Origin of the sequence: Novosphingopyxis iocasae, assembly GCF_014334095.1 — a bacterium.
GTDB classification, from domain to species: domain Bacteria; phylum Pseudomonadota; class Alphaproteobacteria; order Sphingomonadales; family Sphingomonadaceae; genus Novosphingopyxis; species Novosphingopyxis iocasae.
In genome coordinates this window covers 804,959-822,457 of the sequence record NZ_CP060495.1, presented here as the reverse complement: position 1 = coordinate 822,457, position 17,499 = coordinate 804,959, and the positions used below count along the sequence as shown (strand labels likewise).

The 17,499-nt window shown below is 62.4% G+C and carries 14 protein-coding genes; 8 read left to right on the top strand and 6 right to left on the bottom strand.

The window, feature by feature from the left end:
* Window positions 1-3: 3 nt before the first annotated feature.
* The 3 genes from H7X45_RS03845 to H7X45_RS03835 are packed head-to-tail and all read right to left on the bottom strand — an operon-like array spanning window position 4 to window position 4,272.
* Entirely contained in the window at window positions 4-786 is a 783-nt protein-coding gene (locus tag H7X45_RS03845) for a phosphodiester glycosidase family protein (protein ID WP_246449647.1), read from the bottom strand.
* Window positions 783-2,330 (bottom strand): anthranilate synthase component I, encoded by a 1,548-nt coding sequence (gene trpE, locus H7X45_RS03840; protein WP_187336232.1) that lies wholly within the window; start codon window positions 2,328-2,330, stop codon window positions 783-785. Before trpE ends, H7X45_RS03845 begins: the two co-directional genes overlap by 4 nt.
* A 4-nt stretch (window positions 2,331-2,334) precedes the next feature.
* Window positions 2,335-4,272, bottom strand: a complete 1,938-nt coding sequence (locus H7X45_RS03835) for a SurA N-terminal domain-containing protein (protein ID WP_187336231.1) — start codon at window positions 4,270-4,272, stop codon at window positions 2,335-2,337.
* 148 nt (window positions 4,273-4,420) lie between these two features.
* Between H7X45_RS03835 and tpiA the strand changes: the two genes are divergently transcribed.
* The 3 genes from tpiA to pyrG all read left to right on the top strand — a co-directional run bounded on the left by tpiA (window position 4,421) and on the right by pyrG (window position 7,403).
* A complete protein-coding gene (gene tpiA, locus H7X45_RS03830; protein ID WP_187336230.1) occupies window positions 4,421-5,173 on the top strand; it encodes a triose-phosphate isomerase in 753 nt (250 codons plus the stop codon).
* A gap of 110 nt (window positions 5,174-5,283) precedes the next feature.
* Entirely contained in the window at window positions 5,284-5,694 is a 411-nt protein-coding gene (gene secG / locus H7X45_RS03825) for a preprotein translocase subunit SecG (RefSeq protein ID WP_187336229.1), read from the top strand.
* A gap of 74 nt (window positions 5,695-5,768) precedes the next feature.
* Window positions 5,769-7,403 carry a CTP synthase gene (pyrG, locus tag H7X45_RS03820; protein ID WP_187336228.1) on the top strand — a complete coding sequence of 545 codons (1,635 nt, stop codon included), beginning with the start codon at window positions 5,769-5,771 and terminating at the stop codon, window positions 7,401-7,403.
* A 64-nt stretch (window positions 7,404-7,467) separates the two neighbouring features.
* On the opposite strand, the gene H7X45_RS03815 is transcribed toward pyrG, so the two are convergent.
* The gene (locus H7X45_RS03815; protein WP_187336227.1) at window positions 7,468-7,959 is read right to left on the bottom strand and encodes an Hsp20 family protein; all 492 of its coding nucleotides are present in this window, start codon (window positions 7,957-7,959) and stop codon (window positions 7,468-7,470) included.
* Window positions 7,960-8,469: 510 nt separating this feature from the next.
* On the opposite strand from H7X45_RS03815, the gene H7X45_RS03810 reads away from it, so the two are divergent.
* Window positions 8,470-9,720 carry a lipoprotein-releasing ABC transporter permease subunit gene (locus H7X45_RS03810; RefSeq protein WP_187336226.1) on the top strand — a complete coding sequence of 417 codons (1,251 nt, stop codon included), beginning with the start codon at window positions 8,470-8,472 and terminating at the stop codon, window positions 9,718-9,720.
* A complete protein-coding gene (locus tag H7X45_RS03805) occupies window positions 9,713-10,384 on the top strand; it encodes an ABC transporter ATP-binding protein (RefSeq protein WP_187336225.1) in 672 nt (223 codons plus the stop codon). Before H7X45_RS03810 ends, H7X45_RS03805 begins: the two co-directional genes overlap by 8 nt.
* 5 nt (window positions 10,385-10,389) lie before the next feature.
* On the opposite strand, the gene H7X45_RS03800 is transcribed toward H7X45_RS03805, so the two are convergent.
* Window positions 10,390-10,716 carry a hypothetical protein gene (locus H7X45_RS03800; protein WP_187336224.1) on the bottom strand — a complete coding sequence of 109 codons (327 nt, stop codon included), beginning with the start codon at window positions 10,714-10,716 and terminating at the stop codon, window positions 10,390-10,392.
* Window positions 10,717-10,805: 89 nt separating this feature from the next.
* Between H7X45_RS03800 and dnaE the strand changes: the two genes are divergently transcribed.
* The 3 genes from dnaE to H7X45_RS03785 are packed head-to-tail and all read left to right on the top strand — an operon-like array spanning window position 10,806 to window position 16,373.
* The gene (gene dnaE / locus H7X45_RS03795) at window positions 10,806-14,297 is read left to right on the top strand and encodes a DNA polymerase III subunit alpha (protein ID WP_187336223.1); all 3,492 of its coding nucleotides are present in this window, start codon (window positions 10,806-10,808) and stop codon (window positions 14,295-14,297) included.
* Between the two features lie 38 nt (window positions 14,298-14,335).
* Complete coding sequence (locus tag H7X45_RS03790) at window positions 14,336-15,946, top strand: long-chain fatty acid--CoA ligase (RefSeq protein ID WP_187336222.1); 1,611 nt, start codon at window positions 14,336-14,338, stop codon at window positions 15,944-15,946.
* Window positions 15,939-16,373, top strand: coding sequence for a DUF1330 domain-containing protein (locus tag H7X45_RS03785; RefSeq protein WP_187336221.1), 435 nt, complete (start codon window positions 15,939-15,941; stop codon window positions 16,371-16,373). Before H7X45_RS03790 ends, H7X45_RS03785 begins: the two co-directional genes overlap by 8 nt.
* A gap of 34 nt (window positions 16,374-16,407) precedes the next feature.
* On the opposite strand, the gene H7X45_RS03780 is transcribed toward H7X45_RS03785, so the two are convergent.
* Window positions 16,408-17,478, bottom strand: coding sequence for a PA0069 family radical SAM protein (locus H7X45_RS03780; protein WP_187336220.1), 1,071 nt, complete (start codon window positions 17,476-17,478; stop codon window positions 16,408-16,410).
* Window positions 17,479-17,499: the final 21 nt, after the last annotated feature.

Genomic DNA, 17,499 nt, shown 5'->3' with positions numbered 1-17,499 from the left:
GTTTCAGCGGTCTTTTGCGAAGACCGCTATGATCGGGCCGAGGGGGGCGCGCTGGTCCATCCGATCGCCTTCGGGGAACCACAGGCTCGATACCGATCCATCGAGATAGAGCGCGTTGCGGCAGTCGAGCCTGTCGCGATAGAGCCTCGCCAGGCGGCCGAACGATACCGCGCTGTTGCTGATCACAAATACAGCGCGGCCTTTCGCGTCGATGCCGACGGCGTTGCGGATGTGGTGGGACTGCCCGTTTGGCGCGATCTTCGGATGGAGCTGGCCGTCGATCAGCAGCATCGGGCCGGATTGGGTCGCGAAGTCGGGCCGCGTTTTCACCTGCTCGGCAAATCCATCGGTCGTCAGGATACGCCACGCGCCGTTCGATCCAAAGAACACGCCATTGGGAAGCAGATGGAAATTGCCCGGCCCCGCAGCCCGGTTCAGCGTCTGCATGCGTTTGCCGTCTTCGACATAATAGCCGATCGGCAGTCCGCTTTCATCGAACATGCCGCCATTGACCGCAAAAAGCAGAGATTTCGCTCGGGAAGCTAAGGCAATTTCGAGGCTGGAGAAGCTGCGATAAGGCACGCCGTCCGGGTCCGCATCGAACATGGCGATGCGCGCATGTGAGGGATCGGCGGTGCAGACTGTGAAGTCGTCGCCTTCAAAGCTTACGCTGTCACAGACGGGGCGGCCGAGATCGGCTGCCGTGGCGGCGGCGTCGCGCGTTCCTTCTTGCGATCCGCAGGCGGCAAGCAGCAGCGTCAGCGCCGCGAATGTCCAGCGCTTCACTGGCCGAAATCGGGCTCGCCCGCGACGCGCACCGCCTCCCTCGCCGCGGCAAGTAGCGCGCTGGCCTTTGCCTCGCATTCGCGCTGTTCATAGGCTGGATCGCTGTCCGCAACTATGCCGGCGCCTGCCTGCACATGCATGAGCCCGTCCTTCACCACCGCCGTGCGCAGGACGATGCAGCTGTCCATCGATCCGTCAGGGGAGAAATAACCCACGCCGCCGGCATAGGCCCCGCGCGTCTCCGGTTCGAGTTCGGCAATGATCTCGCAGGCGCGTACCTTGGGCGCACCGGACACCGTGCCGGCCGGAAAGCCTGCAAACAGCGCGTCCAGCGCGTCCTTGCCGGCCGCCAGCTCACCGGTGACATTGGAGACGATGTGCATCACATGGCTGTAGAATTCCACGAAATGACTGTCGGTGACAGTGACCGATCCCTTGGCAGCAACGCGGCCAACATCGTTGCGGCCTAGATCGAGAAGCATGAGATGTTCGGCCAATTCCTTTGCGTCTGCCAGGAGACTTGCCTTGTTCGCCTGATCTTCGGCAGCCGTCTTTCCACGCGGTCGCGTACCGGCGATCGGCCGGATCGTAACCTCGCCGTCGCGTGCACGCACGAGAATCTCGGGCGAGGACCCGATCAGGGCGAAATCGGGCAGGTCGAGATAATAGAGAAAAGGCGAGGGGTTCACCCGCCGCAGCGCCCGGTAAAGTTCAAACGGGGGCAGCGGGAAGGCAGCGGTGAAGCGCTGGGCGAGCACCACCTGAAAAATGTCCCCCGCCTCGATATAGTCCTTCGCGGCGCGGACCATCTCGGCATAGTCGCCCGGCGGCAGCTGGGGCTCGAACTCGGGATGGGGGATCGTCTCATAACGATAAGCGGGCTTGTGCAGCGGCGCGGTCAGTTTGCGTTCCGCCTCATCCAGCGCATCTTTCGCCGCCGTGATGATATCATCTGCGTTCCGGTCGGCATTCGGCCAGACAGGCGCAATCAGGAACATCTCGTCGCTCAGCCGGTCGAATATCGCGATCACGCTGGGACGGACGAACAGAAGGTCCGGCAGATCGAGCGGATTGTCCGCCGGACGCGGCAGCTTCTCTACAAGGCCGACCGTTTCATAGCCGAAGTAGCCGACAAGACAGGAAAGTGCGCGCGGCAGCTGCTCCGGCACATCCATCGCGCACTCTGCCACGAGCGCACGAAGCTCAGCCAGGGGATCGCCGCCGAGCGGCTGAAAGTCGCTGCGATCCTTGCGCCAATGCCGATTGATCTCCGCGGATCGGCCATGCGCGCGAATGATAAGATCGGGATCGATGCCGATCAGACTGTGCCGACCGCGGACATTGCCGCCCTCCACCGATTCGAGAAGGAAATCACCGCGACCCTTTTCGCAAAGCTTCAGGGCCGCAGAGACCGGCGTTTCTGTGTCGGCAATCCTGCGCCGCCAGAGCAAAGCAGGGCGCCGTTCCGTCAGCGCGGCGCGTGCCGCCTCTTCACCGTGGAGCGAAGCACTTGCCGGCCCTGCTTCTTTTCCGTCGTTGGCCAAGGCGTCAGTTGCCCTGGCCGGTCAACTGCGCGCGAAGCTGATCGAAAGCCTTCTGATTACGCTTCACCCCGACTTCATCGCGCATGGCAGCGATAAAGGCTTCGGAATATTCCTGGCCCAGAGCCTGGCTCAGCTGCTGGTTGGTCGCTGCAAGCAGCGGCTTGTTGTCCTTCGCGCTGTGCGGGATCAGCTCTTCCAGATGGACCAGGAAGAAACCGGCCTGCTGCGGCGCGGGCAGCAGCTTGGTGCTGCCAGGCGACATGGAGAACAGCATCTGCAGCGGCGGGGGAATCTGGCCTTGGTTCTGGGTGAGTTCCTGCCGCGTGCCGGAGATTTTCTCGACCTGCCGTACCGGTGCATCGTTCGCGGCAAGCGCCTGTGCCAGCGACGTGCTCTTATTGACGCTGTCCCGCACCTTCACGGCAAGGGCGCGGGCGGCCTTGGCCGCCTCGGAACGTTTCCAGGCATTCACCACCGCCGGCTTGATCTTGGCAAGCGGCGGGGGGGCGGCGGCATCCGTTTTCGCGATGCCGACAACCGCAAAGCGCTGCTCCTGGCCCAGCTGGATCAGTTGCGGATCGCTGCCAGCATCCATCTGAAATGCTGCCTCGCGGATCGGCGCCAGATTCTCAGGCAATTTGAAGTTCGGATTGTCCGGCGAGCCGCCCTCCGCGAACAGCGGCGGCGTCGTCTGCACGGTCGCGCCAACCGATTTCGCGATTTCAGCAACCGTCGCGCCGTTGGATAGCCGGTCCTCGATGTCGCCGGTCATCTCGTCCAGCGCTTCCTGGCGCCGCTGGGTAAGCAGCTTCTGACGAATATCGGCGGAAACCGCGCTAAGCGGCTTGGCTGCGATCGAGCGCTCGCTTTCCGGCTTCACCACATACCAGCCCAGATCACCCTTTGCAGGGGGCGCGACATTTCCGATTGGCGTGCCGAAGGCGGCGGCGGCCACGGCGTCCGAAGTCTGCGCTGCATAACCGGCCCGGCTCACCTTATCGGCGGTGGAGACTGCGACGCCGATGTCGGATGCGATCGCGGAGAGGCTTTCGCCCTTGCTTGCGCGCTGCTGCACCGCTTTTGCGGCGGCCTCGGTCGGCACGATGATCTGGCTGATCGTGCGCTCTTCGCTCGCAGCGTAATCAGCCTTGTTGGCGTTGTAATATTGGGCGACCTCGGAATCGCTCACCTGCACCTTGTTCGCCATGCTGTCCGCGCCGAATTCGACGTACCGGATCGTGCGGCGTTCCGGCACCACGAAGGTTGCGCGATTGGCCTGATAGAAAGCGGCAAGCTCTTTTTCGCTCGGTTCGCGCTTGGGCACAAAAGCTTCCGAGGGGATGATGCCGAGCTCACCCTTGCGCTCCTCCAGAATCAGCGAAGCATAGGGCACGGTCATGCTGTTGCCAGCTTTGGCGCCTACTCCGGCGGCGCTGAGGATCTGTTCGAGATACAGGCCCCGGCGTACGTCGGTACGAAACTGCTCCTCGGTGAGGTTGTTCTGGCGCAGCACGTTCAGGAAGGTTTCCTGATTGAACTGTCCATCGAGCCCCTGAAAGGCCGATATGTCGCGGATTTCCGCATCGACCATCGCCTTGCTGACGGTGATGCCGTGCTTCCTGGCATATTCCGCCACCGTCACGCGGTTGACCAGGCTGGCGTAGACATCTTCGAGCCCGCCCTGCTCAATGAAAGCCGCCATGGTCAGGCCCGGATTTTCCTGCTGCACCTGTTTGAAGGCGTTGTTCATCGCGTCGTTCAGCTCGGCCACGCCGATATCCTGCGAACCTACCTTGGCGACGTTGCCGCCGCTGACGCCCGATCCGGAGATGCTGCTGGAAACGTCGCCGAGAGCAAAGGCCAGTCCGATCACCGCGACAAAGGCGATCGCGAGGATGGCGCCGATTTTGCTCTCGAACATTCTGCGGATGAAGCTGATCATGGGGTCGTGCGGGCTTCTTGCAATGGAGGTGGATATAAGTCCGGCGTCCTTAGGCGGGCCGGACGAACTCCACAAGACGGGGCGTCTGGCACCTGCGGCCTTCAGCCGCTAGGGGCACGGGCGATAACAAAGCAACAGGGGATGAGCCATGGCTGAACGCCGCAAATTTATCGCAGGTAACTGGAAGATGCACGGGCTGGGATCCAGCGTGAGCGAAATCGGCCCGATCGCGGCAGCTGCCGATGCACTGGATGGTGTCGATGTCGCGCTATGCGTGCCCGCCACATTGATCCACCGCGCCGCGAAGGCCGCGCCTACGCTCTCCATCGGCGCGCAGGATTGCCATCAGGAGGATGCGGGGGCGCACACCGGCTGCATCTCCGCCGCCATGTTGGCCGAAGTGGGGGCAAGCCTCACGATCGTAGGCCATAGCGAACGCCGGCAGGACCAGCATGAAAGCGATGCCGATATCAAGGCCAAGGCCGAAGCAGCCCGCGCGGCTGGCCTGTCGGTCATCCTGTGCTGCGGAGAAACCGAGGCGGAACGGGACGCCGGGCAGGCTGTTTCCCGCGTCACCGATCAGATCGCCGCTTCCATGCCGGACGGTGCGGCGGCAGACTGGCTCACGATCGCTTATGAACCGATCTGGGCGATCGGCACCGGGCGGGTTCCGGGAACCGATGACGTCGCCGAGATGCACAGCGCGATCCGCGCAAAACTGCGCGACCTGATCGGTGATGAGGCGGAAGGCATTCGCATTCTCTATGGCGGCTCCATGAACGGCGGCAATGCTGCGGAGTTGCTGGCGGTGGGCGACGTTGATGGGGGCCTCGTTGGCGGCGCTAGTCTCAGCGCGGACAAGTTCGTGCCCATCATCGAGGCGGCGGCAAAGGCTAGTTGAACGGCGCGCCTGAACCTCAGACTAGCGCAAGCATCCGATGTGCCGCCATCGCTTGCGAAAGCGGCGGCACATCGCTATGTGCGCCCCCTTCCAAGGGACCCCGTGATTTCATGACGCTCTTCCATTTTCTTATCGTGGTGCAGGCCATCGTCGGTGCGGCGCTTGTCGGCATCATCCTCATGCAGCAGAGCGAGGGCGGGGGCCTTGGCATGGGCGGCAGCCCGTCCGGCCTGATGTCGGCGCGCGGGGCGGCGAACTTCCTGACGCGCGGCACCACGGTGCTGGCCATCCTGTTCGTCACGCTGTCGATCGCGCTTGCCGTCGTTGCCGCCAAATCCGGCGCACCGAGCGAGATCGATACCAGCTTCGAACGCCGTGCACCCGCAGCGGATGGATCGGGCGAACTCCCGGTCGGCACGGTTCCGGGCGATCCGGTTCCCGCGAGCGCGCCTCCGGGCGCGACCGATACCGCTCCGGGGCAGGACGCCCCGGCGGGCAACGCAGTCCCGCTCGACCAGTAATCCACAATAAAGCGGGGAGAAGGCCGATCGAGCGCTGGACATCCCGGCGTTTCGATCCCTAAGGCTCTCCTCCCATGGCGCGGTATATTTTCATCACCGGCGGCGTGGTCTCCTCGCTCGGAAAAGGTCTCATGGCGGCATCGCTTGCCGCTCTTCTCCAGGCGCGTGGCTACACCGTCCGCATTCGCAAGTTCGATCCCTATCTGAACGTCGATCCGGGGACGATGAGTCCCTATCAGCATGGCGAGGTCTACGTCACCGACGACGGGGCGGAGACCGATCTCGACCTTGGCCATTACGAGCGCTTTACCGGCGTCTCGGCCCATCAGAGCGACAATGTGACGTCGGGCCGTGTGTACCGGGACATCATCGCCAAGGAACGGCGGGGCGATTATCTCGGCGCTACCGTACAGGTGGTCCCGCACGTCACTGACGCCATCAAGGAATTTGCACTCGCCGATACCGAGGGGCTGGATTTCGTGCTGTGCGAAATCGGCGGCACCGTTGGCGATATCGAATCGCTGCCGTTCATCGAGGCGATTCGCCAGCTGCGCAACGAACTGGAGCCAGAACAGTCTGTCGCGATTCACGTTACGCTGGTGCCGTTCATTGCCGCGGCCGGTGAGCTTAAGACCAAGCCGACTCAGCACAGCGTGCGCGAGCTCGCAGGCCTAGGCATTCAGCCCGATCTGCTGCTGTGCCGCTGCGAACGCCCGCTGCCCGATAGCGAGCGGCGCAAGATCGCGCAGTTCTGCAATGTGCGTAAAGAGGCGGTGATTCCCGCACTCGATGCCAAGAGCATTTACCAGGTGCCGCTCAATTATCATGCTGAGGGCCTCGATACCGAAGTGCTGCGCGCTTTCGGATTGCCGGACGAAGGCACGCCCGATCTGTCGCGCTGGCACGATATCCTCGATCGCTTCGAACATCCCGAGGGCGAGGTGACGATCGGTGTGGTCGGCAAATATGTCGGCCTTCCGGACGCGTACAAGTCGCTCAGCGAGGCGCTGGTTCATGGCGGCATGGCGAACCGTGTTCGCGTGAACATGAAATGGCTCGATGCCGAGATGTTCGAAGAGGACTCGGACGATCTGGCTGCGAAGCTGGAGCCGATGCACGGAATTCTCGTGCCGGGCGGTTTCGGCGAGCGCGGGAGCGAGGGCAAGATCGGCGCGATTCGTTTTGCGCGCGAGACCAAGGTGCCGTTCTTCGGCATTTGTCTCGGCATGCAGATGGCGTGTATCGAGGGGGTCCGCAATCTGGCCGGCAAGGCTGACGCTTCGACCACTGAATTCGGGCCCACCGATGAGCCCGTCGTCGGCCTGATCACCGAGTGGATGAGCGAAAAAGGCCTGGAGGAGCGCCGCGAGGGCGGCGATCTGGGCGGAACCATGCGTCTGGGCGCTTACGAGGCGAAGCTCGACGGCAATAGCCATGTCGCCCGAATTTACGGGTTGGAGACGATTCAGGAGCGCCACCGCCACCGGTATGAGGTGAACACCCATTACATGCCGGCGCTTGAAGACGGCGGGCTCGTCTTTTCCGGCATGAGTCCGGACGGCACGCTGCCCGAAATTATCGAGCGGCCGGACCACCCCTGGTTCATCGGCGTGCAGTTCCACCCGGAGCTGAAGAGCAAGCCTTTCGATCCGCATCCGCTGTTTGCAAGCTTCATCGAAGCCGCTGTGAAGCAGAGCCGGCTGGTCTAGGTCGAAACGAAAAAGGCGGCCGATCGCTCGGCCGCCTCCTCATTCTTGCTTGTGTTGTTTGCGATCAGGCCGCGCGGATATGGCGCTGTTCTTCGCGCGCGTCCTCGGCCGGCTCGTCGTCGACCGTCTTCGCGGTGACGCCGTTGACCGCAATCTTGCGGGGCTTCAGCGCCTCGGGCACTTCGCGGAACAGCTCGACCGTCAGCAGGCCGTTCTCCAGATTCGCGTTCTCCACGCGGATATGGTCGGCAAGCTGGAAGCGGCGTTCGAAATTGCGGTTGGCGATTCCCATGTGCAGGAATTCGCGGTTCTGTTCGCCCTCTTCCTTCGCGCCGCGCACGATCAGCTGATTCTGCTGCGCGGTAATGTCGATCTCGTCCGGTGCGAAACCGGCGACGGCAACCGTGATCATGTACCGATCATCGGCGATGCGTTCGATATTGAAGGGGGGATAGTTGTCGCTCTGCATCGTGCGACCTGCATTTTCGAGCAGGTCGAACAGCCGGTCGAAACCGACGGTGGTGCGGCGATAGGGGGAAAAGTCGTTACGGTTCATTTCTTCATTCTCCATCGAGCAATTCAGAAGATGGAGCCGGACAGGTCCGCGCTCCGTTAATTCGCAGGCCCCGAATGGCGACCCACGAGAAGCAAGATGGTCGTTACGACACCGTTTTCAAGAGGGCTATTGAGCGGCTACCAGGCAAAGAAATTGACACAGACCGTAAGCCCAAACGAAAAGACCCGGGCCGAGGCCCGGGTCTTCACGTGACGATGGTTCGTCCTGTTTATCGGTCGCGCGGTGGACCGGGTCTCCCCTTTGCCCCGACCAGGCCCTGCGCGTGCCCTTCTCCCTGAACCTCAGCCTTATCTGGCTGCGCTCGAAGTGCGTAGTCTTGATGCCGCAAGTTCAGGGGGCGTTCAAATGAATCCGGCTTCAGGCGAACGGAATTGGGCGCTCCCGTTGCAATCCTGCAACAAGTGGTGCGGCCTGTGCCGATCGCTTGCCACCATCGCTGCACGCCCGTAAGGCGGCGGCCATTCGCCGATAGAGGTCCTCCATAATCCCATGATCCTGTCCCGTTCCGAATGGATGGTCGCCAAGCGTTATCTGCTGCCGGGCAAGGGGGAGGGCTTTTTGTTCCTCGTCGCCAGCATCAGCCTGATCGCGGTGATGTTGGGCGTAGCCTCGCTGATCATCGTGATGAGCGTGATGAACGGCTTTCGCGCAGAGCTGTTCGACAAGACGGTGGGCCTCAATGGCCATGCGGTGGTGCAGGGCTATGGCGGGCGCCTGCCCGACTGGCGCGAAATTCTGAAGGACGTGGAGGAAACCCCCGGCGTCACCGAAGCGCAGCCCCTGATCGAGCAACCGCTTCTCACCAGCTTCAACGGCCGGGTGGAGGCGGTGCTCGTTCGCGGAATGCTGCGACAGAACATTCTCGATAACCCCACGCTGGAGGGCAAAACGGTCGCTGGCGATCTGCGCGCTCTGGAGCCAGGACAGGAACGCGTCGCCATCGGCTCGCGGCTCGCCCAAAACCTTGGCGCGACGGTCGGATCGCGCATCACAATCATAAACCCGGCAGGTCGCGCAACGCCGTTCGGCACTGTGCCGCGAGAGATCAGCTACGAAGTCGTCGCGATCTTCGAGGTCGGCATCTACGATTATGACGAAAGCTACATCGTCATGCCTATTCAGGATGCGCAGACGCTGATGCTGATGGGCGACGAAGTCGGCATGATCGAGCTGAAGACGGTCGATGCGGACAGGGTGGGTGAAATCCTGCAGCCGCTCATGCCGAAAATCGCGGGCCGCGCGATCGTCACAGACTGGAAGACGCTCAACAGCTCGCTGTTCGAGGCGCTGGCGGTCGAGCGGGTGGCGATGTTCGTCGTGCTGTCGATGATCGTGCTGGTCGCCGTGTTCAACATTCTCAGTTCGCTGATCATGATGGTGCGGGGCAAGACGCGCGATATCGCGATCCTGCGCACCATGGGCGCGACCCGAAAATCGCTGCTGAAAATCTTCATGACGGTGGGCATTACAATCGGATCGCTCGGCATTCTCGCCGGACTGGTCCTTGGTTTCGTGTTCCTGTTCTTCCGGCAGGGCGTGGTGAACGTGATCCAGGCGATTACGGGCCAGAACTTGTGGGACCCTTCGGTGCGCTTTCTCACCGAACTACCGTCCAAGACCGACCCGTTCGAAGTGACCGCGATTTGCGTTCTCGCCTTCGTGCTCAGCGTGCTCGCCACGCTTTATCCCGCGTTCAAGGCGGCGAATACCGATCCGGTGGAGGTTCTACGCTATGAATGACGTGATCCGCCTGACCGATGTCCGCCGCAGCTTTTCGCAGGGCGGCGTCACAATCGACGTGCTGCGCGGCGTGAACCTTCATGTCGCAGAGGGCGAAATCGTAGCTTTGCTCGGCCCCTCGGGATCGGGCAAATCGACGCTGCTTCAGGCGGTGGGCCTGCTGGAAGGCGGATTCTCGGGTTCGATCCGCATCGACGGCGTTGAAGCGTCCGCGCTCTACAGCAACGATCGCACCACGCTGCGGCGGGAGAAGATCGGTTTCGTTTATCAGTTTCATCACCTTCTCCCCGACTTCGATGCGCGCGAGAATGTGGTGTTGCCGCAGCTGATCGCGGGTTCGCAGAAGGCCGAGGCGGTGGAGCGTGCCGAACGGCTGCTCGTCAAGCTGGGCCTGGAAAAGCGGCTTGATCATCGCCCGTCCAAGCTGTCGGGCGGGGAGCAGCAGCGCGTGGCGGTCGCCCGCGGTCTCGCCAACCGGCCCAAGCTGATCTTGGCGGACGAGCCCACCGGCAATCTTGATGAGAAGACCGCCGATGTCGTTCTGGCCGAGTTTCTTTCGCTGGTGCGTGAGGAAGGCTCCGCAGCGCTGGTGGCGACGCATAATGAGCGTCTCGCGGGCAAGATGGACCGCGTCGTCCGCCTTCACGAAGGCGTGATCGAATAGCGGCCTTAGCCTTCGGGTTTGGCCAGCTTCTTGCGGATGTCCCGCATCGTCGACCAGACGCCGTAAACCAGCATCGCGGCGAGAAAGAACCACACCCAGATCGGGATGTTGCGGCCGACGATTGCCAGATAGACATAGGCTGAAACGAAGAACACGCCTGCGCTGAGCACCGGCAACACAATCGGTTTGCCGCCGCGCTTGTTGCGAACGAGCCAGGCGATCGAGAGCAGAAAGAACGGGATCGCGCCCACATAGATGGCGCCAAACACCAGCGGATCGACGCCGTAATTCGCGCCGAGCGAATAGAACCAGTTCTGCACGTCCTGCCACATCGCCGCTGGCCCCTACCGTCTCATTCATCCACAAGATAAGGGGCCGCGCCCCTCGCCGAATCGGCCTAGCTTCGCTATCTGTTCGAATTATGTCTTACGCCCCGTTCGTACCACTTCGCGTCTTTTCCGCCTACACCATGCTGGAAGGTGCAACGGATGCGAAGGCGATTGGGGGACGCGCGCGCGGCCTTGGATTTCCGGCGGTCGCAGTGGCCGATCGCAACGGTCTTTACGGCGCCATGGCTTTCGAAAAGGGATGCCGCGATGTCGGCGTGCAGCCCATCATCGGCGCGATGCTGGCCGTGTCACGCCCAAGCGGCGATCCGGCGAGCCCGCAGATCGATTGGCTTGCGCTCTATGCGCAGGATGAAGGCGGATACGACAATTTGTGCGCGCTCGTTTCGCAGGCCCATCTTGACCGCCCACTGGAACAGGCGCCCCATGTTGCGTTCGAGGCATTGGAGGGGCGCACCGATGGGCTGATCGCGCTGACGGCGGGCGGCGAAGGAGCGCTCGCCCGTCATTTGGAAGAGCGCCAGCCGGATAAGGCGGCGGCTTATTGCGAGAAGCTGGAGGCGCTTTTCCCCGGTCGCCTCTATATCGAAGTCAGCCGGCGCGACGATCCGGTGGAAAAGGCAGCCGAAGCCGGTCTGCTCGATCTGGCTTATGATCGCGATATTCCGCTGGTTGCCACCAATCCGGTGCTTTTTTCCGAGCCCAGCTTTCACCGCGCTCATGATGCGATGCTGTGTATCGCGGGCGGGCAATATGTGCTCGATGACAATCGCCGCAAAAGCCCCCGCGAGAGCTGGATGAAGCCCGCCGTGCAGATGCAGGAGCTATTTTCGGACTTGCCCGAAGCGCTCAACAACACCTTGGTGGTGGCCAGGCGCTGCGGCATCGGCGCGCCCAAGCGTCCCCCGATCTTGCCCAGCATCGCCGGTGATCTTGAAGGGGAAGCCAAGCAGCTCGCCGACGATGCGCGCGCCGGGTTGGAGGCTCGCCTCGCGCTTTACGACGATCTAAGCGCCGAAGAACGCCAGAGCTATTTCGACCGGCTCGATTTCGAGATCAAGGTTATCGTTGGCATGGGCTTTCCCGGCTACTTCCTGATCGTTGCCGACTTCATCAAATGGGCCAAGGCGAACGACATTCCGGTGGGGCCAGGGCGCGGCTCGGGCGCGGGCTCGGTGGTCGCCTGGGCGCTTACCATTACCGATCTCGATCCGATCCGCTTGGGGCTGCTGTTCGAGCGCTTCCTGAACCCTGAACGCGTGTCGATGCCGGACTTCGATATCGACTTCTGCGAAACGCGGCGCGGCGAGGTGATCCGTTACGTTCAGAAGAAATATGGATCGGACCATGTCGCGCAGATCATCACCTTCGGAAAGCTGAAGGCGCGCGCCGTGCTGCGCGATACCGGCCGCGTGCTGCAGATGAGCTACGGACAGGTCGATCGCCTCTGCAAGCTTGTCCCCAATCACCCGACCGATCCGTGGGATCTGGCGCGGGCGCGCAAAGGCGTTGCCGAATTGCGGCAGGAGATCGAACGCGACAGCAATGTGGCCGAACTGTTCGAATTGGCCGGAAAGCTGGAAGGGCTGCCGCGCCACAGCTCCACCCATGCCGCGGGCGTGGTGATCGGCGATCGTCCGCTCGCCAATCTGGTGCCGCTCTACCGCGATCCACGTTCGGACATTCCGGTCACGCAGTTCGACATGAAGTTCGTGGAGACGGCGGGCCTCGTCAAATTCGACTTTCTTGGCCTGAAGACTCTCTCGGTTCTGCAAAAAGCGGTGCAGTTCATTGCCGAGCGCGGTGAGACGGTGGACCTTTCCACGCTGCCGCTGGACGATCCGGGCGTGTTCGAGCTTCTTAAGCGCGGCGAGACGGTCGGTGTGTTCCAGCTGGAATCGGAGGGGATGCGCCGCACGCTGGCCGCCGTTCGCCCAACCGGGTTCGAAGACATCATCGCGCTCGTCTCACTCTACCGGCCTGGCCCGATGGACAACATCCCGATGTTCGGCCGCCGCAAGAATGGCGAAGAGACGATCGAATATCCGCATCCCCTTCTGGAGCCGATCCTGAAGGAAACCTACGGCATCATCGTCTATCAGGAACAGGTGATGCAGGCCGCGCAGATCCTGGCTGGCTACAGCCTTGGCGAGGCCGATCTGCTGCGCCGCGCGATGGGCAAGAAAATCCAGGCGGAAATGGACAAGCAGCGCACGCGCTTCGTGGAAGGCTGCGCTGCCAACGACATTGACGAGCCGCGCGCCAACCAGCTGTTCGATTTGATCGACAAGTTCGCAGGCTATGGCTTCAACAAGAGCCACGCTGCAGCCTATGCGCTGCTCGCCTATCAGACGGCGTGGCTGAAGGCGCATTATCCGGAAGAGTTCTTCGCCGCCTCCATGTGCTTCGACATGCACCAGACCGACAAGCTCGGCATTTTCGTGGACGATATGCGGCGTCTGGATATCACTTGTCTGCCGCCGACGCTTAACGAGAGCGAGGCGGAGTTTTCCGTCGAGACCACGGAGGAGGGCAACCGTGCGGTGCGTTATGCGCTCGCCGGCCTCAAGAATGTCGGTGAAAAGGCGATGGAGACGGTGGTAGCCGAGCGGCGGGCCAAGGGCGCCTTCAAGTCGCTCGACGATCTAACCGGGCGGATTGATCCCACCCTGCTCAACAAGCGCAGCATCGAAACGCTGGCTGCCGCCGGTGCCTTTGATGCGCTGAACCCTGATCGCGCCGCCGTGCAGGCGGGGGCGGAAACCATTCTTGCCGCCGCCCAGTCGGCCAAGGCTATGCGCGACAGCGGGCAGGGCGGACTTTTCGGCGGCGAGGAAAGCGACATTCCGGCCCTGCGTCTCCCAACCGCAGAAGCATGGTCTCCCGGTGAGATCATGACGCGCGAAAAAGATGCGTTCGGTTTCTATTTCTCGGCGCACCCCGTGACGCAATATCGGGCGCAGCTGATGGCGAATGGCGTCAAGACGCAGGCCGATCTCGCCGCCCTCCCACCGATTGCCGAGGGCGAGCGGCGGCAGGTGAAAATGGCGGCGCTGGTGGAGAATGTGCGGTGGCGCGAATCCCGCCGCGGCAGTCGTTTCTGCATGGCCGAACTGTCGGATACCAGCGGGCAATTCAGTGCGAGCTGCTTCGAAGAGGACGTCGGCAAAGTGCTGTCCCAGGCGGCTGATGAGAGCGCGTGCCTGCTCCTTGATGTCGAGCTGGATATGCGGCCGGGCGACGACAATGCGCGCCTGACCGTGCGCGCCGCCAGACCGCTCACCGCCAATGCCGGATCACTGGCGGAAGCGCGGCTGTGCCTTGAACTTCAGGTCGATTGCGAAATTGCCCTGCGCGAGGTGGCGAACATAACCTTGCCGCTATCGGGCGGGCGCAGTGAGTTGATCATTGACGTACCGGGACCACGAGGGCGCACGCGAATCTCGCTAGGAAGGACATTCCGGGTTGACGAAGCCCTGCGCGAACGGCTCATGTCGCTGGAGGGGATCAGCCATGTTGCGGAGTTGAGGCCGGCCGGCCCGCCGCCTTTGCGCTTGGTCTCCTGAAAAAGCGCCCGAACAGGGCGGTTCGATAGGAGAGAGATATGCTCGGAGCGATGCAGGACTTCCCGCTGCTCGTCACCAACCTGATCGATCATGCGGAGCGTGAGCACGGCCCGCGGGAGATCGTAACCCATTGGTCCGATGGTGAGCTCAGCCGCAGCAACTGGGCCACAGTTGCCTTGGAGGCGCGCAAGTTTGCGCAGATGCTCGAGCGTCTAGGCATGAAGCGCGGTGACCGCGTGGCAACCATCGCCATGAACCATGCCCATCACATTTCGAGCTGGTACGGCACGGCGGGCATGGGCGGCATTCTGCATACGATCAATCCGCGCCTTCACGCCGATCAGCTGGTCTATGTCCTGAACCATGCGGGCGACCGGCTGCTGTTTGTCGATGCGATGTTCCTGCCGCTGGTCGAAGCGATCCGCGATCGGCTGGAGACGGTGGAGCAGGTCATCCTGTTCGATAATGCCAAGCCCGGCGGCGAACTCAAAACCTATCGCGAGCTGATCGATGCCGAAGACGGCGATTACGCCTGGGTTTCTGCGGACGAGCGCGATCCGGTGGGGCTGTGCTATACCTCCGGCACCACGGGCAATCCCAAAGGCGTGCTCTATGAGCATCGCTCGAACGTCCTGCACGCCATGACGGCGCTGCAACCTGCTGTGATGGACCTTTCCTCCCGCTCCGTGATGCTGCCGATCGTGCCGATGTTTCATGCCAATGCCTGGGGCATCCCCTTTGCGGCCGCCGCGGTGGGCGCGAAGATGGTTTGTTCCTGCTCCAATGACGGCGGCGTCCTGTGGAAGCTTTTCCGCGAAGAAAAAGTCACGTTCAGCGCAGGTGTGCCGACCGTCTGGCTCGCCATGTTTGCCGATATGGACGCCAATGGCGGCGACTACGGCGCGCTCGAGCGTGTCGTGATCGGCGGTTCCGCCGCTCCGCGTGCGATGATCGAGCGGCTCAAGAAGGCGGGTATCACGGTTGCCCATGCCTGGGGCATGACCGAAACCTCGCCCATCGGCACGACCGGCGCGCGGCCCCACAACTGGGCCGAGCTGGATTTCGATGCGCAGGTGGACATCATCACCAAGCAGGGCCGCCCGCCCTTTGGCGTGGAGCTGCGCGTCGTGGACGAGGATGGGCAGGAGTTGCCGCGCGACGGGGAGAGCAGCGGGCGGCTTCATGTGCGCGGGCCCTGGGTGCTGCGGCGCTATTTCCGCGCCGAGGAGGACACCGTGGATGCGGACGGCTGGTTCGATACCGGCGACGTCTCCGTTCTCTACCCTGATGGCACCATGCAAATCACCGACCGCGCCAAGGACGTCATCAAATCAGGCGGCGAGTGGATCAGCTCGATCGAGCTGGAGAATGAGGCGCTGGGTTGCGACGGAGTGGCCGAGGCGGCGGCGGTGGGCGTGCACCATCCCAAATGGGACGAGCGCCCGCTGCTGCTGATCGTGCGCAAACCCGGTTCCGGCATCGGGGCGGAAGATATTCTCGATCATCTGCAGGGGCGCGTCGCGAAGTGGTGGCTGCCCGATGAGATCAAGTTTGTCGAGGAGCTTCCGCACACCGCAACGGGCAAGATTTTGAAGCGCGCAATTCGCGACGAATATGCCGACTACAAGCTGGAGACGATCGATGAGTGATTCCCATATCGATCCGCAGCGCGAGCAGTTCGAGATATTCAAAAGCCTGCCGCGCGACCAACCGATTGAAATGCTGAACCTGGTGCGCTTCCGGGAAGCAGCGGATTATCCGGCCGATCATGCGCTGGCGGGTGAAAAACTTTCGGGTGCCGATGCCTATCGCAACTATGGCAAGGAGAGCGGCCCCATATTCTCGCGTGTCGGTGGGACGATCGTCTATCGTGGCGGTTTCGAGACCGTGCTGATAGGGCCAACGGACGAGCGCTGGGATGCGGTCTTCATCGCGCGTTACCCGAATGCCGGTGCTTTCCTGGAGCTGGTGACTGACGAGGACTATCGCAAAGCGGTGGTTCACCGTCAGGCCGCGGTCGAGACCAGCCGGCTCGTTCGCCTTTCGCCGGCAGACGGTGGCAAGGGCTTCGGCTGATCCGGCCAATGCCCGCCATCCGATGCTTGAGTCATCAAATCAGCCGTAGCTGACCATTGATTTCCGGCCTGCGGAAAAGATCGCAGCGCAGATCGAACTTGCCCTTCACGAAGCCGTGGCGGCGGCGTGCTATATCCATTCGGGTCCGTAGCAGCTCGGCCCATGGTCCCTTGCCGCGCATCCTGGCGAAGAAGGCAGGGTCATTGTCTTTGCCGCCGCGCAGCTCGCCCACGATCCGCATGACGCGGGCGGCGCGGTCCGGATAATACACGTCCAGCCAATCGCGGAAAAGGGGCGCAAGCTCGTGCGGCAGGCGAAGCGGGATCGCGGACACGCCTTTGGCTCCGGCACTGGCAGCGGCCTGCGTAATGGCTTCGATTTCGTGGTCAGTAATCGCAGGAATGATGGGCGCTATGTTGACATAGGTCGGTACGCCCTTGGCCACGAGCGTCTCGACGGCCTTCAGCCGCCGAGAGGGATGCGCGGCACGCGGCTCCATGATGCGAGCCAGCGCCGGATCGAGCGTGGTCACCGAGATCGCCACTGCCGTCAGGCCGTCCTGCGCCAGATCGACGAGCAGATCGAGATCGTCCAGCACACGGTCTGATTTGGTGGTGACGCAGATGGGATGCCGCGTTTCCACCATGAGTTCGAGCACGGCGCGGCTGATGCGATAGCGCCGTTCTATCGGTTGATAGGGATCGGTGTTCGTGCCGATAGCGATAGGCCGGACGGCATAAGTCGGCTTGGCCAGCGTCGCACGCAAGAGTTCCGCGGCCTGCGGCTTCGCAAACAGCTTCGTTTCGAAATCCAGGCCGGGCGAGAGATCGTGAAAGGCGTGGCTGGGCCGCGCAAAGCAATAGACGCAGCCATGCTCGCAGCCGTTAAAAGGGTTAATGGATTGGGTAAACGGAATGTCAGGTGATTGATTATACGAGATAATCGTCTTCGGGCGGAGTTCTGTTACCGCAGTAGATACCGCCATGCTCGGCCCATCCAACGCTTCGACCTGATCCAGCCAGTCGCCGTCAATTTCGCGCTCCGGCAAACCATAGCGAGCGCTTACATCGTTAGCGATCGCGCCTCTTCCTTTGACGTAACCCATAATGCGAACATAGAAAGAACA